Here is a 14,050-nt window from a genome sequence, read left to right as displayed (position 1 = left end):
ACATCGACGAGGCCATGAAGGGCGGCTGCGGCTACCCGATGGGCCCGCTGACGCTCCTCGACACCGTCGGACTCGATGTTGCTCTCGCAGCGGCAGAGTCGCTGTATGCAGAATTTGCCGAGCCGCACTACGCTCCCCCGGCACTGCTGCGTCGCATGGTCGACGCCGGCCGCCTCGGCAAGAAGACCGGTCGCGGGTTCTACGACTACGCGTAACCACTTCGCCTTTCACTTCCGGCCCCATACCTTTCGACGGTATGGGGCCGGATTTGTATCCGAGTGAGTGCTCCAGCTATTGACATTTTCGCGTGGTGCCGCGAAAGTGCATCTTATGACAACGAGCGTTGTCATAAGATCCAGAAGGGTCCGCCGACATGACCAGTGACGCCGATACTCGTTCGCAACGCCCGGAGTCACAAGAACTCCGAGCCGCTCCGATCGGACCCGGCTCACTGACGTGGAAGCACTTCGGCGACATCCGCGGATTGCTGTACCTCGGACGTGCAGGAACCCTGCAGAACATGCATCCAGCGGTAAGCGGAGCATTGCAAGACCATTCGAACTTCTTCGACAATCCCCTGGATCGCCTGTTCCGATCATTGCCACCCATCTACGGCGTTATCTACGACCAGCATGATCGAGGCACCGGCACCGTTGTCCGCAACTTCCACAAGGATCTCAAGGGAATCGACGAAACCGGCCAGCGTTACCACGCACTCGCACCCGATACTTTCTGGTGGACACACGTCACGTTCTTCGAAGTGCTTCTCGATTTCAACGAACGGTTCGCGTACAAGAAGTTCACACCGGCACAGAAGGACCAAGTTATCCGTGAGGCCGTAACTTGGTGGCGCTGTTACGGTCTCACCGATCGTCCAGCCTTCGATGACTATGCAAGCTTCCAGACATACTGGGAAGACATGCTCGACAACCAGCTCATCAACACACAGACCACCCAGTGGTCGAGCCGCATTTCGGAACATCGAATCGCACCCGCGCCGGGGGTACCGCCGTGGTTATGGAAAATCATCGGCCGTCCCACAACCGTCGCTGCAAACTGGCTCACAAAGGCATTGATGCCCGAAAAAGCACGCGCGATACTCGAATGGGAATGGACTGCGCGCGACCAGCGGATCTACACGTGGTTCGCACGCGCCATGACGATGACGGATCGGTTCTGGCACCTGCTTCCGCCACGCCTGCGATACGCTCCGCGCGCCTACGCCGGAATTCGCAAGCAGGGCCTTTAAGTCACCTCAGCGCTTACGGTCCCCACCTGATGCGGTGAACTCCACGCCGAAAGTCATTTCGCTCCAACGCTCTTCGGTAGTACACACCTCGACGATCTCCCCACCTTCGGTACGCACCTGCACCAGCCAGCACTCCGAACTCGAGAGCTTCGATCGCCCGAAAACCGGTTCGCCCTCCGAAGTGAAATGTACACTCGTATCGGGCGGCAGGTGAAGCGTCGATACAACGACGCCGTCGGGGACCGGTCCGAATCTCCCCCACAGCACCGCCGCCATGACGACGGCAAAGAACACCAACACGGCCCCGATCGACCACCAGATTTTCGTCTTCGTCAAGAGTTCTGCACCACCTGCATCAAGTTGTCCGGCAAAGCCGGACGCCAAGCTACCGTCCCGCGAAAGCGTCACGGGCGGAGATGTTTTGGCCGACCGAACTCAACGCTCTATGCGGATTGAGCGAATCTCTCCAACAATGTGACGAAAGTCGACACATCCTCTTGCGTCCACCCCGCGAGCATGTCGGTGATCCCGTCACGCCTGGCCTTGCTCACGTCCCCGAACTTCGCTGCTGCATCCGGCGTCGGCGAAAACAGCGCCACCCGGCCGTCATGAGGGTCAGGTTCGGAGACCAGATAGCCCTCCTTGACCAGAGCAGCCAACTGTCGTCACCTTGGCGATCATCGCCAGTCTGTCCGTCGGCACCATCCTGCTCTCGACCCTGCGGGTGGACAGCCCGTACGTCGTAATCTTCCTTGCCACACCGATCATCGGACTCGGCATCATGTCGCAAAACCTTGTCCTGGTCGTACAGAATGCCGCGAACGTCCTCGAGATCGGCGCGGCCAACTCTGCCGCCGCGTTCTTCCACAGCCTCGGCGGCGCCCTCGCTGTAGCAGTGCTCGGAGCAGTGCTCGGAGCATTACTCTCCACACGAGTCGATACCGAGATCGACAACGGCCTTCAAGAATCAGACATAGCAAGATCAGCGAGTGGGCTGACGGACGGCACGCTCCCCGACTTGCATACCTTGCCCGACGCAGTGCGCAACATAGTCGAATCCGCGTACGGACAGGGCATCGGAGAAGTCTTCCTCATCGCCGTTCCGTTCGCCGTGATCGCCCTGATCTGCGTCATCTTCATCCCGAACGCAGTTCTCGGCAACAAATCAGGTATCGAGCAGCTCGCCGACATCGGACAAGATGAGTCCATAGAAGCTCCCACTGCCGTCAAGGTGTCCTAGCCACTCAGGCAAACATTGCGAGGCCGGTATCGTCGTCGCCATGGCCCAATTACCTTCCGACGCGATCAGCGTCCGAGTAGACAGTTGGACCTGGGCTGTCCGCCTGTTCAAGACCCGTTCCCAGGCTGCGGCCGCATGCCGCTCCGGCCACGTCCGAGTGAACGGAACTTCGGCGAAGGCTGCTCAGCAAGTCAAAGCCGGCGACGAGGTTCGGGTGCGAGTGTCCGGCGTCGAACGCATCGTTCTCGTGGTCAAACCGATCACCAAACGCGTCGGCGCGGTCCTGGTTACCGACTGTTTGAAAGACAATTCACCGCCACCTCCGCCCCCTGAACTCCTGGCGTCGATACCGACACGCGATCGTGGCGCGGGCCGCCCCACCAAGCGGGAACGGCGAGATCTCGAGAAGCTTCGAGGTCTAAATCTCTGACGTCGGTATATCGGCCAGAACATAGGTCGATTCCAGCAGGAGGGTGTCCGTGACACGGATGCCGGTGACAGCTTCGCACAGTGCGAAAGTTGCTTCGTCATCAAGGTATTCGTCCGGTTCAGTCTCCGGAGAATCGAGATTGAAGCCTCCGATCTGGGACATCAACGGCAGCAACGCATCCGGTTCGGTACCCTCACGGGAGTGCGCGAACAGCGGCTCGAACGATGTTCGTACCGCCCCGTCGACGAACCAGTAAAAATGGGATACACCGTGTCCGCCTGCATAATTGCTGACAATCTCTCGTCCGGAGGATAGCGGCTGCATAATCGTCGGATTAATGCCGAGCACTCCGTTGGGCTCGAACATCACAACCGAAGATTTGTACTCGAGCAGTCCCACGACGTCAGGCGCTCCCCGGCCGACGTTGTCGAACGCACGCTCATTCAGGTCCGAGTATGTGCCGATCAGTGTGCTCGCTGGGGTCGGGAGGGCAGCAAGAACCTGTTCCGCAGTGGCGTTCGGGATGATGCTCAGACAGAAGGCCTCGAACAGGTCCGGACGATCTCTTGTCCAAGCGTAGTCACGATATGTGGGTACCGACATATAGGTCGACGCTACAGCGTCGGGGAGCCGGCCGTGATCGTTTGAGATCCAGCCACAGAAATTCACTTATTATTGACGTGGTGAGTATTCCCTTGTCGCCAGAGACAACGATCGAGCTCGATTCGCAGGCAACTCGCAGGCCATTGCGGGCGGTCAAGATCACGGCGACGCTAGTCGCCATCCTGCTGATCCTTTTTTCTGTCCCTTGGTGGACGCTGGTGATGTCAGGGACGGACTGGCCGACTCCCGTCACCGCGTTGGGAACCGCAGCCTTCGCACTGCCCCTGGTAACGCTGCCAGTGATGTTGGTACTGAGCCACGGCCGACGCCACCTCGATTGGGCAGGGTTGGTGGGTGACTCCATTCTGGGCGGCATCTGGGTCCTGTTCGCGTGGTCTGTGATCGGGAATCTCGTGCGATTCGCACTAGGTCTGGCAGGTGTGGACGACCCGGCACGCTCCCGATGGGTAGCCGGAGCCGTCATCATCGTGTCCGCGGTTCTCGTGATCTGGGGCAATCGGGAAGCTATGCGAGTACCTCGAATCAAGTATGTGGACGTTACGATTCCTCGCCTCGGCAAAGGATTCGACGGCACCCGAGTTGTTGCCGTCACCGATACACATTTCGGTCCGATCAACCGCACCAAGTGGTCTGAAGGCGTCGCTGCCGCCATAAACGAACTGCGCCCCGACATCGTCGCCCACGTCGGCGATATCGCCGACGGTACCGTCGAGCAACGCCGCGGACAGGCGGCACCGCTCGCCACAATTCGAGCCGAACTCGCCAGCGTCTACGTGACGGGTAACCACGAATACCCCCGCGAGGCCCAAGGCTGGCTCGACTACATGGACTCCATTGGCTGGGAACCGCTACACAACAAGCACATTGTCGTCGAACGTGGTGGTGACAGCTTGGTCATCGCCGGTGTCGACGACGCCACCGCCAAGTCGTCAAAGATGGCCGGTCACGGCGCAAACTTCGAAATGGCTCTTGCCGGAACCGATCCCGACCTTCCGGTGCTGATGCTGGCGCACCAACCCAAGCAGGTTTTCCAGTCCGAAGCCGCGGGCGTCGACCTACAAATTGCAGGCCACACACACGGCGGGCAGATCTGGCCGTTCAACTTCCTGGTCCGTCTCGACCAGCCCACCGTCCACGGACTCAGTCGCCATGGCGAACGCACCCAGCTGTACACAAGCCGTGGTTCAGGTTTCTGGGGACCACCGTTGCGTATCTTCGCGCCCAGCGAAATCACTGTGCTAACACTGCATTCGACTTAGCCAGTTCACGGCGTTCCAGTTCACGACGCAATTCTTTGGTACCCACATGCTCGAGAGAACCTTGATCAGACCGCTGCGCCAAAAGTCGAACCTGCTCGGCAAGGTCAGCAACCTGTTTGCGGGTAGCGCTCTGAGCTGCGTCGTCTTGTTCTGCAATCTGCTCGAGCAACCACGACGCCAGGGTGGCAGTCACTATACCCAGCAAAGCAATTCCGCCGATCATCAGACTCGCCGCAATCACTCGCCCCGTCACGGTGACTGGTGAAATATCGCCGTAGCCAACGGTTGTCACGGTCACGATCGCCCACCAGAGTGCCTGGCCGTAGGTTCTGATCTCGGAACCGTCGGCATGACGCTCGGCATCCAACATGGCAAGTGCCGCAACGCCGATCAACAGCGCCGTCGCTGAAATCGCATAGAACACAACCCGGCCACGAAGCGTGGCGCCGCTGGAACGATGCATGACGGCGAGAAGTGTGACAAGCCTCAAAAGTCGCAATGGCCGGAACATCGGAAGCACCACCATCGCCAAATCCAGAAGGTGATGCACAAACCAGTTCCAGCGGTTGCTCGCCAGAGACAACCGGACGAGATAGTCGACGGTAAATACAGCCCACGCTGCAACAAGCGACCACCAGATAAAGGTACCCAGGATTCCGGCGGGCTGGACCAACACTTGAAATGCGTACGCGAACAGATAGAACAGTGCCGTCGCAATCAGAGGCATATCAGTAGTGGACTGCCACCGTTCGCTGGTCCACACACGCTCGTCGGAGGTCCGGTCTACCGACTTCGAATTATCGATCACCATCGCAGCAGTCTCGCATTCTGTCCTTACTTACGAGGCAAAAGCATTCAGTTGGATAGTGGACTCGATACGTTCAGTTTTCGTTCATCGAGCTGGAAGTTGAGCTGAGCCTCGGGGGCGTACAGCAGCTCGGCGAAAGTGCGGTAGGCGCTGTAGAACTCGCGGGCTAGGTCGGGCTCCAGGCGCGGCACCACCATCGACCGATTATTGAATCGGATTTCGCATATCCGGCCGGAATGATCGAGTGTGATCATCGGTGCCACCGTACTCAGATGAGCGTCGGCACTATCGAAGCGGAAGCTCACCGGGGTCCCGGTGAGGATGTCGAATGCACGATGATCCTTCTCACGCAACGTCGCCGCCGCGGCGCCCATCCGGAGTGAACTCGACCTCGACGTTCCGGCCCACAATCCGAACGCGCTCGACCCGAGTGTCCACGGGCAAGTCGACGATGTTGAACAACTTCTGCCCATTGCCGACACCGCGGCTTTCCGGGCAGGGACAACTGTCGCGCAACCAGATTACTGCGATATCGACCTGGGTGTCCGGCGCGTCCCTATTCGAGTGAGCAGCCCACATGCACTACCACTGAGCCGCCTTCGCAGCGATGGCCAGGATATTGCGCGGTTCATGCGACAAAAGTTTCTCCAGGTCAGTCTGAGTACTACCTAAGAACCCCGCTGCCACCGCCGAGAAGATTGACACGAGCATCGGCGGCTGGAACGGCAGTAGTCCCCCGGCGTCGAGGCTCGCCCGAGTGGCCGAAAGCGAGCCGGGCTCATAGACCGCCCCGATCTCCTTCGCCAGATCTGCAGCCGTGATCGCCTGTGCGCCTGCGAGTTCGTACACCGCGTTCTGATGCAGCGACGGATTCGACGCCACTGCTGCCGCAACGTCGGCCAGATCTTCTCGAGCGACTGCGGCCAGCGAACCATCACCAAATGGTGCGCTGATTATTCCATCAGCGGGTATTGCCAACTGCCCGAACAATTCTGCATACAGGCCATTGCGCAGGATCGTCCATGACACTGTGCTCTCCTGCAGTCTGCGTTCGGTCCAGCGATGAGCCAGCGCAAAGGCGAGGTGGTCGCCGGCGACAGTCAGACTTGTGTAAATGACGTGACCGACACCAAACTTTTCGGCGGCGGAAATGACCCTGTCGTGGCGTGCGATGACGACGTCGTCCTCGGCGTAACCCGCAGAGATAAGAACCAGCGTCTCCACCCCTGTGAAGTCCAGGCTCGTTTCGTCGTCGAAATCCATCGCTCGTCCGAGTGCACCGAACCGCGTGGGTTCGCGCGTCCCCGCCAGCGGATCAAGCCCCAGATCTACGAGTCGGGAGTGGATAAGTGAGCCGAGTTGTCCGGAAGCACCGGTAACAAGAAGCATGTAATAGGCCGTTCTGCTGGTTCTGATCAGTAACTAGACTCATCGTCGGTAACCACAACCGATCGCACAAGGAGGCACTTTGATGTCAGTAAGGCACACCGGGGTAACCCCGCTGGTCGAACCGTGCGGACTGCCCGAACACCCGGATTGCGGAATCCGAGATGTCCTCGATCGCATCGGCGACAAGTGGTCGGTACTGGCTATCGTCGAACTCGCCTCGGGACCACGCAGATTCCGTGTACTCCAGCGCGCGATCCATGGCATCTCTCAGCGCATGTTGACGCTCACTCTGCGAAGGCTGGAGCGGGACGGACTAGTTCTACGCACGGCGTATCCCACCGTGCCGGTATCCGTGACATATGAGTTGACCGACCGCGGCGAGAGCCTGACCCACCTCGTAAAGCAATTGGCCGACTGGTCATTGGCGAACAAAGATGCCATCGCCGAGTCCCGCCATCAATGGGACACAACGCATCCGGATTCCGGCATCAGCTAACCCAACCGAGCTCACACCGGTACGGCAGTCAAAATCCTCAATGCCGCCGGAACTGCTTCGATCATGACAGGCAGCGGACCGACCCGATCACCGTCAGCGTAAGCGATGATGCCGTCGGATTCGAGCCGAATTTTCTTCGATCGGTAGGTCTGCACGGCGTCGAGGTCGATGTGAGTTCCCTTGTATACCTTCGGAAACAGCCGCATCAAACGCAATCTGGAGGTGTGCGAAACCACAGTGACATCGAGTAGACCATCGGACTTGGATGCACCGGGGGTAATGAGCATGCCGCCGCCGTAGGAGCGCCCGTTGCCGACCGCGACGAGAGTCGCATCGACGGTGACAACCTCGTCGTCGAGTTCAATTCGATACTTCAACGGACGCAACTTGGCCAATTCCGCCACCATGGCCAAGTTGTACCGCATCGGCCCCTTGGGCCAGGACATCTGGTTGGCCCGTTCGGTGACAATCGAGTCGAAGCCGCTGGCGATGATCGTTCCCGACCACACGATGCTTCCGTCGCCCAAGGTGATCTTCGCGAGATCGGACTGCTGAACGATCCCATCGGCGATGACGTCGGCCGCCGCCTCCGGATTGCCTGTGGGAATACCGAATTCGCGGGCATGATCGTTGCCCGTACCGGCCGGAATGAGTCCGATCGGGGTATCGGTCAACGCTGCCGCCTGCAATCCGATGCTGATGGCACCGTCACCGCCGACCACCACCAGGGCGTCGGTACCCTCCGCGATTGCTCGCATCGCGAGCTTCTTGGCGTCGTCGGCATCGGTGCCGATGATCTCGGTGACGGCAATTCCGCGAGAACGCAGTTGTGCAACACCTTTACGACCGGCTTCGGGCGCATGCCCATGTCCCGCCATCGGATTGATGAGGACGGTAACCTTCTCGATCGGACAGCGGGTTTCGGTCATGGAATGAGCTTCCCAGGGTTGAGGATTCCGGCAGGGTCAACTGCATTCTTTACTGCACGAAGAATATTCGCGCCCAATTCGCCGATTTCGTCTTTCATCCACGGGCGATGGTCCGCGCCGACGGCATGGTGGTGGGTAATCGTGCCACCGGCAGCGATGATGGCGTCACCGGCAGCGGTCTTCGCCTTCTTCCACTGTTCGAGGGGATCGGCAGTCTGAGCGCAGACAACTGTGAAGTACAGCGACGCACCAGTCTTGTAGGTGTGCGAAATGTGGCACATCACGAGCGGCTGAGTACCCTGCTCGACCAATGCCGTAGTCAGGGCCGCGGTAACCGCGGAACGCAGATTCGCGAGGTTGCCCCAGGTTGTCGCAGTTTCGAGAGTTTCACACAGCGCACCGGCATCGAGTAGTGCATCGCGCAGATACGGCGCGTTGAATCGTCCGTGTTCCCAACTGTTTCCGGGCTCCTCACCGAGTGAGGTGCCTCCCTGTGCCGTTAGGATTGCGCGGGCCTCTGCCATACGCTCAGCCGTGTGCGACGCCGTACCTTCGTAGGTGGTGATACCGAGACATCCACCGGTGAAAGCATTTTCACCGATTTTGTCGGTGGTCGCCAGGTTGACGCCACTCTCCGCCTCGTCGGACAACCTCAGCACCGTCGGCGCCGAACCTTCTTGGACCAACTCACGCAATGCTGCGGCGCCGGTAGCGAAGTCGGGGAAACTCCAGCCTTCACGAACTGTCGTCTCAGGCAACGCGTGAACTCGAACGCGGACGTGCGTGATGACCCCGAATGTTCCCTCGGAACCGACAAACAATTCCCCGAGATCAGGGCCGGCAGCCGATGCCGGTGCCCGGCCTGTTTCGAGCACACCACTCGGTGTGACGATCGTGAGGCCCTGAACCATGTCCTCGAAGCGTCCGTACCCAGCCGAAGCCTGTCCGGAAGAGCGAGTCGCGGCAAATCCGCCGAGTGTCGCGAAGAGAAAACTCTGCGGGAAATGCCCCACCGAAAATCCGTGTTCACGGAGCAATTCCTCGGCGCGAGGCCCGGTCGTGCCGCCGCCGAACGTCGCGATGCCGGACTCTTCGTCCAGATCCGTCAGCTCATCGAACCGGCGCAGATCCAGCGAAAGCACCGCGTCGAATCCGTCGCGGATGGGATCGAGCCCACCGACAACGCTGGTGCCACCACCAAAGGGAACAACTGCGATGGCGTTGGCCGAGCAGTACCGAAGAATCTGCTCGACCTCGGCAACGGTGCCCGGGGTGACCACCGCATCGGGAGCTTCCTGCGGCCCCTTGCGGCGTCGGCGGAGCAGATCCGGAGTGCTCTTACCGCCCGCTCGCAGGATCCGCGAGACATCGTCGACCCTGACGAACTCCGCACCGACAATCTCGACAAGTGCATCGACATGCCCTTGCGCGAGTGCGGACGGCACCACCAGGACGTCATCGAGGCCCTTCCGTGGTTCCGTCGGCGCCGAGACACCCAGGAACTGCGTCAGGAGAGACTGAACAGCCTCCGACAGTGAGCGTTTGTTGGACGCGTCGCCCCAGGCGTCCCACTGCATCGGCGGCTGAAGCGAAGATTTTTCAGTGCTCATACCTACCAGTGTTACACATTTAGTGAATGTGTAACGGAATTTCGGACATTAACCCATGGTCTTGGAACCGTCGATCGCTTCCCGGAGCATGTCTGCATGTCCCGCATGCTGCGAAGTCTCCGCAATCAGGTGGAGCAGAACACGTCGCGCCGACCACTGCGCTCCGGGCTCGAACCAGGGCGCACTCGGTAGCGGATGCGCAATATCGAGGCTGTCCAACGAGGTCACCAACTCGTCGGTCCGGGCTGCGATCCTCTGATACTCGGACACGATGGATTCCACTGTGTCGTCGCCGACCATTGCGAACTCGTTCGCGCGCTCTTTCTGCATCTCTTCCGACCACTGCGAAGGGTCAAAATCTCCGCCCAATCCGGTCGGCCCCTCCACGATGAATTTGGCCCATCCTCGCTCCATCTCCCCCACGTGCTTGATCAATCCGCCGAGGCACAGTTCGCTCACAGTCGGATGCGACGCGGCCTGTTCGTCGGTCAGGTCCTTGACCGTGAACAAAAGGAATTCGCGATGCCGGCGCAAACTCTCGAGAAAGTCTGCGCGCTCGCCGGTGACGGTACTGATCGGTGCATTCATCGGTATTTCCTTTTCCTAGGCGGACCTTGCTCGTAACAACCACGCTAGAAGCTATTGCGGACAAGAACGGTCCTCAATAGAAATTCTGCACAAAAAACTCCCGGCACCAGATGGATACCGGGAGTTCTTCGAGCTCAAACAGATCAGACTGTGCGAGCCAAACGATCAGCGAGCAGACGCGTGAAGTGAGCGGGATCGCTCAACTCGCCGCCCTCGGCAAGCAATGCCATGCCGTACAGCAATTGCGCAGTCTCGGTGAGGTTCTCGGCACTACCTTCCGCAGCTTGGGCGGCGCGCAGACCTGTCACGAGCGGATGTGACGGGTTGAGTTCGAGGATCCGCTTGCTGTGCGGAACCGGCTGTCCCGACGCCCGGTACATCTTCTCGAGTGTCGGCGACATGCTGAACGCGTCGCCGACGATGCAGGCAGCCGACGTGGTGAGGCGCGTCGACAACCTCGTTTCCTTGATGTCGTCGGACAGGGTTTCGGTCAGCCACGTCAGCAGTGCACCGAATTCCTTTTCCTTCTCCTCGCGCTCGGCCTCGGCCGCCTTCTTCTCGTCTTCGGTGTCGAGATCGACCTCGCCCTTGGCGATCGACTGGAAGGTCTTGCCGTCGAAGTCGGAAACCGCGTCGACCCACATCTCGTCGACGGGATCGGTGAGAACGAGAACCTCGAGGCCCTTGGCCTTGAAAGCCTCCATGTGCGGGGAGCTTTCGATGAGGTGGCGAGATTCGCCGGTCATGAAGTAGATCTGCTCCTGACCGTCCTTCATCCGCTCGACGTACTCGGCGAGAGTGGTGACGCCCTCTTCACTGTTGGTGGAGGCGAAGGATGAGATGTCCAGCAACGTCTTACGGTTGTCGGCATCGGCCATCAGGCCTTCCTTGAGCGCGCGCCCGAACTCGGCCCAGAAGGTCGAGTACTTCTCGGGCGCGTTCGCCTTCATGTCCTTGATCGTCGAGAGGACCTTCTTGGTCAGACGGCGACGGATGGCCGCAATCTGACGATCCTGCTGCAGAATCTCGCGAGAGACGTTGAGCGCGAGGTCTTGTGCATCGACGACACCCTTGACGAAGCGCAGGTAATCGGGAACCAACTCTTCGCAGTCGTCCATGATGAAGACGCGCTTGACGTACAGGTGAATGCCGGCTTTGCGCTCACGCATGAAGAGATCGAACGGCGCTGTCGACGGAATGAACAGCAGCGCTTGATATTCGAACGTGCCTTCAGCCTTCATCGGGATGACCTCGAGAGGCTCGTCCCAAGCGTGACTGACGTGACGATAGAACTCCTTGTACTCTTCCTCGGACACCTCGTCCTTGGAGCGCGTCCACAGCGCCTTCATCGAGTTGATGGTCTCAACCTCGACAGTAACCTCAGGCTCTTCACCCTCAGCCGGCGTCGACGTGCGCACGACATCCATGCGGATGGGCCACGCGATGAAGTCGGAGTACTTCTTGACCAGTTCCTTGATCTTCCATTCCGACGTGTAGTCGTGCAGGCCGTTCTCGGAATCCTCAGGCATCAGGTGGAGCGTCACGGAGCTACCCTGCGGCGCCTCGTTGACATGCTCGAGCGTGTACGTGCCCGCGCCGGTGGACTCCCAGCGCGTCGCATGGTCTTCGCCGGCGCGACGGGTCAGCAGTGTGACCTTCTCCGCAACCATGAAAGTGGAGTAGAAGCCGATACCGAACTGGCCGATCAGCTCCTCGGATGCAGCGGCATCCTTGGCTTCCTTGAGTTTACGACGCACCTCGGCGGTACCGGACTTGGCGAGCGTGCCGATCAGGTCGATGACCTCGTCACGCGACATGCCAATTCCGTTGTCGCGGATAGTGAGAGTGCGTGCGTCCTTGTCGATATCGACCTCGATGTGGAGGTCGGAGACGTCCACATCGAGGTCCTTGTCGTGGTACGACTCGAGACGGAGTTTGTCCAGCGCGTCCGAAGCGTTGGAGATCAACTCACGAAGGAAACTGTCCTTGTTCGTATAGATTGAATGAACCATCAGATCCAGCAGCTGACGTGTTTCTGCTTGGAACTCGAGCTGCTCGGTATGCGCGGTCACTTCGATCCCTTTCTCTTCTCGGACTGGTCACCGGCATTTTACGCCACTGCGTCAACGTCGAACCGAGCCCTTCGAATACGAGAGAAGGCCACGCAGAAACCTGCGTGGCCTTCTCGCCTAAGAATCCGTACTACTCGCCGACGTTGACCATCGAGTAGTTCGAAACATTGCCGGCCAGCACCCGCAGGTGATCGTCGGATGCACCCAGCGTGTGCTCGATGGCAACCAGCCGCGAGACGTAATGTCCGACTGGATATTCGGCTGTCATGCCGATTCCACCGTGCATCTGAATGGCTTCCTGCCCGATCTGATGCGCTGCGCGCCCGACAGCCAGTTTCGCCCGCGACGCAACAGCGGGATCGATGACACCATCAGCGATGGACATGGTGGCGTACAGGCTCATGCTGCTCGCAAGTTCGAGCGTCACGTACATATCCGCGGCGCGATGCGTCAGAGCCTGGAACTTCGCGAGCGGAACACCGAACTGCTTACGCTGCTTCAGGTATTCCGTCGTCAGACGCAATGCCTCGGTCATGATGCCGATCGCTTCGGCGCACAAAGCTGCCTGTGCCCGCACTTCTGCCCCGACAATCGCCGCCGTGGCGTCGCCGCCTTCGCCGAGAGGTTCTGCGGCAGCATCGGTGAAGGCAAACTGCGCGCCGCGTCGGCCGTCATGCGTCGTGTACGCGGTGCGTGAAACACCGGCGCCCTCGGCATCCACCAGGAAGAGTCCGGTGCCACCGTCAGGCAGAGCCGCGCTCACGATCACGACATCGGCGCTGCCACCCTGCAGGACAGGGTTTTTGACGCCGTTGATTGTCCATCCCGCTGCGGAAGCTGTTGCCGTGGTCGATACGGCTGTAACCGGCCAGCGTGTACCGGGTTCTGTATGAGCGAAGGCAGACACAGCAGTCCCCTCGCTGAGCAACGGCAGGTAACGCGACCGCTGGTCAGCGGAACCGACTACGGCAATCACACCGCCCGGCGTCAGGACACCGTCCAGATACGGTTCTGGGGCGAGTGCGCGGCCGAGTTCGGTCATCACGACCATGGTCTCGACCGGACCGGCACCCATGCCGCCGTCAGCTTCGGCGAACGGCAGACCGAGCAGACCCAGCTCCGCCAACTGCTTCCACACATCGGGATTCCACCCCGCCTCGGTAGCCGACACGGCGTTGCGCTTCTCTGCGTCGTAGCTGCGACTGAGCACCTCGCGTGTGGTGTCGCGCAGCATGGTCTGTTCGTCGTTGAGTTCGAAATCCATTTCAGATACTCACAATCCGAGGATCGAGGAGGCAATAATGGAGCGCTGCACCTCACTTGATCCGCTGTAGATGGAAACCTTCCGGTAGTTCA

Annotated in this window: 18 protein-coding genes; 6 read left to right on the top strand and 12 right to left on the bottom strand. The window is 59.9% G+C overall.

Going from position 1 to position 14,050, the window contains the following annotated elements:
- The coding region (locus QM600_RS26675; protein WP_283264782.1) for a 3-hydroxyacyl-CoA dehydrogenase family protein at positions 1–215 on the top strand (215 nt) is incomplete at its 5' end.
- Between the two features lie 158 nt (positions 216–373).
- Complete coding sequence (locus tag QM600_RS26670; protein ID WP_283264781.1) at positions 374–1,249, top strand: oxygenase MpaB family protein; 876 nt, start codon at positions 374–376, stop codon at positions 1,247–1,249.
- A gap of 6 nt (positions 1,250–1,255) precedes the next feature.
- Here the strand turns inward: QM600_RS26670 and QM600_RS26665 are convergent, their stop codons facing one another.
- Positions 1,256–1,657: a hypothetical protein gene (locus tag QM600_RS26665; RefSeq protein ID WP_283264780.1), complete on the bottom strand. Its 402-nt coding sequence runs from the start codon at positions 1,655–1,657 to the stop codon at positions 1,256–1,258.
- 35 nt (positions 1,658–1,692) lie between these two features.
- Positions 1,693–1,908: a MarR family winged helix-turn-helix transcriptional regulator gene (locus QM600_RS26660; protein ID WP_283264779.1), complete on the bottom strand. Its 216-nt coding sequence runs from the start codon at positions 1,906–1,908 to the stop codon at positions 1,693–1,695.
- Positions 1,909–1,919: 11 nt separating this feature from the next.
- On the opposite strand from QM600_RS26660, the gene QM600_RS26655 reads away from it, so the two are divergent.
- Positions 1,920–2,489 carry an MFS transporter gene (locus QM600_RS26655; RefSeq protein WP_283264778.1) on the top strand — a complete coding sequence of 190 codons (570 nt, stop codon included), beginning with the start codon at positions 1,920–1,922 and terminating at the stop codon, positions 2,487–2,489.
- A 40-nt stretch (positions 2,490–2,529) separates the two neighbouring features.
- Positions 2,530–2,919, top strand: a complete 390-nt coding sequence (locus QM600_RS26650) for an RNA-binding S4 domain-containing protein (RefSeq protein ID WP_283264777.1) — start codon at positions 2,530–2,532, stop codon at positions 2,917–2,919.
- Here the strand turns inward: QM600_RS26650 and QM600_RS26645 are convergent.
- Positions 2,908–3,522 (bottom strand): DUF6461 domain-containing protein, encoded by a 615-nt coding sequence (locus tag QM600_RS26645; RefSeq protein ID WP_283264776.1) that lies wholly within the window; start codon positions 3,520–3,522, stop codon positions 2,908–2,910. The genes QM600_RS26650 and QM600_RS26645 overlap by 12 nt on opposite strands.
- Before the next feature lie 80 nt (positions 3,523–3,602).
- Between QM600_RS26645 and QM600_RS26640 the strand changes: the two genes are divergently transcribed.
- The gene (locus tag QM600_RS26640; RefSeq protein ID WP_502943113.1) at positions 3,603–4,802 is read left to right on the top strand and encodes a metallophosphoesterase; all 1,200 of its coding nucleotides are present in this window, start codon (positions 3,603–3,605) and stop codon (positions 4,800–4,802) included.
- Here the strand turns inward: QM600_RS26640 and QM600_RS26635 are convergent.
- The 4 genes from QM600_RS26635 to QM600_RS26620 are packed head-to-tail and all read right to left on the bottom strand — an operon-like array spanning position 4,774 to position 6,999.
- Positions 4,774–5,613 carry a potassium channel family protein gene (locus tag QM600_RS26635; protein WP_283264775.1) on the bottom strand — a complete coding sequence of 280 codons (840 nt, stop codon included), beginning with the start codon at positions 5,611–5,613 and terminating at the stop codon, positions 4,774–4,776. The two genes, QM600_RS26640 and QM600_RS26635, sit on opposite strands and share 29 nt — an antisense overlap.
- A 44-nt stretch (positions 5,614–5,657) precedes the next feature.
- Positions 5,658–5,984, bottom strand: a complete 327-nt coding sequence (locus tag QM600_RS26630; protein WP_283264774.1) for a TauD/TfdA family dioxygenase — start codon at positions 5,982–5,984, stop codon at positions 5,658–5,660.
- Positions 5,956–6,189 carry a gamma-butyrobetaine hydroxylase-like domain-containing protein gene (locus QM600_RS26625; protein ID WP_283264773.1) on the bottom strand — a complete coding sequence of 78 codons (234 nt, stop codon included), beginning with the start codon at positions 6,187–6,189 and terminating at the stop codon, positions 5,956–5,958. The genes QM600_RS26630 and QM600_RS26625 overlap by 29 nt, the downstream gene beginning before the upstream one ends.
- Before the next feature lie 3 nt (positions 6,190–6,192).
- Complete coding sequence (locus QM600_RS26620) at positions 6,193–6,999, bottom strand: NAD(P)H-binding protein (RefSeq protein ID WP_283264772.1); 807 nt, start codon at positions 6,997–6,999, stop codon at positions 6,193–6,195.
- Between the two features lie 82 nt (positions 7,000–7,081).
- On the opposite strand from QM600_RS26620, the gene QM600_RS26615 reads away from it, so the two are divergent.
- Positions 7,082–7,495 (top strand): winged helix-turn-helix transcriptional regulator, encoded by a 414-nt coding sequence (locus tag QM600_RS26615; RefSeq protein WP_283264771.1) that lies wholly within the window; start codon positions 7,082–7,084, stop codon positions 7,493–7,495.
- Between the two features lie 11 nt (positions 7,496–7,506).
- On the opposite strand, the gene QM600_RS26610 is transcribed toward QM600_RS26615, so the two are convergent.
- The 5 genes from QM600_RS26610 to QM600_RS26590 form a co-directional block, all read right to left on the bottom strand.
- A complete protein-coding gene (locus QM600_RS26610; RefSeq protein ID WP_283264770.1) occupies positions 7,507–8,424 on the bottom strand; it encodes a diacylglycerol kinase in 918 nt (305 codons plus the stop codon).
- Complete coding sequence (locus QM600_RS26605) at positions 8,421–10,034, bottom strand: FAD-binding oxidoreductase (RefSeq protein WP_502943112.1); 1,614 nt, start codon at positions 10,032–10,034, stop codon at positions 8,421–8,423. Before QM600_RS26605 ends, QM600_RS26610 begins: the two co-directional genes overlap by 4 nt.
- A gap of 48 nt (positions 10,035–10,082) precedes the next feature.
- A complete protein-coding gene (locus tag QM600_RS26600; RefSeq protein ID WP_283264769.1) occupies positions 10,083–10,622 on the bottom strand; it encodes a DinB family protein in 540 nt (179 codons plus the stop codon).
- A gap of 143 nt (positions 10,623–10,765) precedes the next feature.
- On the bottom strand, positions 10,766–12,694 hold the full coding sequence (gene htpG / locus QM600_RS26595; RefSeq protein WP_283264768.1) for a molecular chaperone HtpG: 1,929 nt from the start codon (positions 12,692–12,694) through the stop codon (positions 10,766–10,768).
- Between the two features lie 130 nt (positions 12,695–12,824).
- Complete coding sequence (locus QM600_RS26590; RefSeq protein WP_283264767.1) at positions 12,825–13,958, bottom strand: acyl-CoA dehydrogenase family protein; 1,134 nt, start codon at positions 13,956–13,958, stop codon at positions 12,825–12,827.
- Positions 13,959–14,050 lie beyond the last annotated feature (92 nt).

This window comes from Rhodococcus sp. IEGM 1379 (genome assembly GCF_030056815.1).
Classification (GTDB): domain Bacteria; phylum Actinomycetota; class Actinomycetes; order Mycobacteriales; family Mycobacteriaceae; genus Rhodococcus_F.
This window is presented reverse-complemented; position numbering and strand designations above follow the sequence as displayed.

Excerpts from the sequence above, each read along its gene's own strand:
- QM600_RS26635 (WP_283264775.1), bottom strand. The coding sequence starts at position 5,613 with ATGGTGATCGATAATTCGAAGTCGGTAGACCGGACCTCCGACGAGCGT.
- QM600_RS26625 (WP_283264773.1), bottom strand. The coding sequence starts at position 6,189 with ATGTGGGCTGCTCACTCGAATAGGGACGCGCCGGACACCCAGGTCGAT.
- QM600_RS26610 (WP_283264770.1), bottom strand. The coding sequence starts at position 8,424 with ATGACCGAAACCCGCTGTCCGATCGAGAAGGTTACCGTCCTCATCAAT.
- QM600_RS26605 (WP_502943112.1), bottom strand. The coding sequence starts at position 10,034 with ATGAGCACTGAAAAATCTTCGCTTCAGCCGCCGATGCAGTGGGACGCC.
- QM600_RS26600 (WP_283264769.1), bottom strand. The coding sequence starts at position 10,622 with ATGAATGCACCGATCAGTACCGTCACCGGCGAGCGCGCAGACTTTCTC.
- QM600_RS26615 (WP_283264771.1), top strand. The coding sequence starts at position 7,082 with ATGTCAGTAAGGCACACCGGGGTAACCCCGCTGGTCGAACCGTGCGGA.
- QM600_RS26650 (WP_283264777.1), top strand. The coding sequence starts at position 2,530 with ATGGCCCAATTACCTTCCGACGCGATCAGCGTCCGAGTAGACAGTTGG.
- QM600_RS26670 (WP_283264781.1), top strand. The coding sequence starts at position 374 with ATGACCAGTGACGCCGATACTCGTTCGCAACGCCCGGAGTCACAAGAA.
- QM600_RS26620 (WP_283264772.1), bottom strand. The coding sequence starts at position 6,999 with ATGCTTCTTGTTACCGGTGCTTCCGGACAACTCGGCTCACTTATCCAC.
- QM600_RS26630 (WP_283264774.1), bottom strand. The coding sequence starts at position 5,984 with ATGGGCGCCGCGGCGGCGACGTTGCGTGAGAAGGATCATCGTGCATTC.
- QM600_RS26645 (WP_283264776.1), bottom strand. The coding sequence starts at position 3,522 with ATGTCGGTACCCACATATCGTGACTACGCTTGGACAAGAGATCGTCCG.
- QM600_RS26590 (WP_283264767.1), bottom strand. The coding sequence starts at position 13,958 with ATGGATTTCGAACTCAACGACGAACAGACCATGCTGCGCGACACCACA.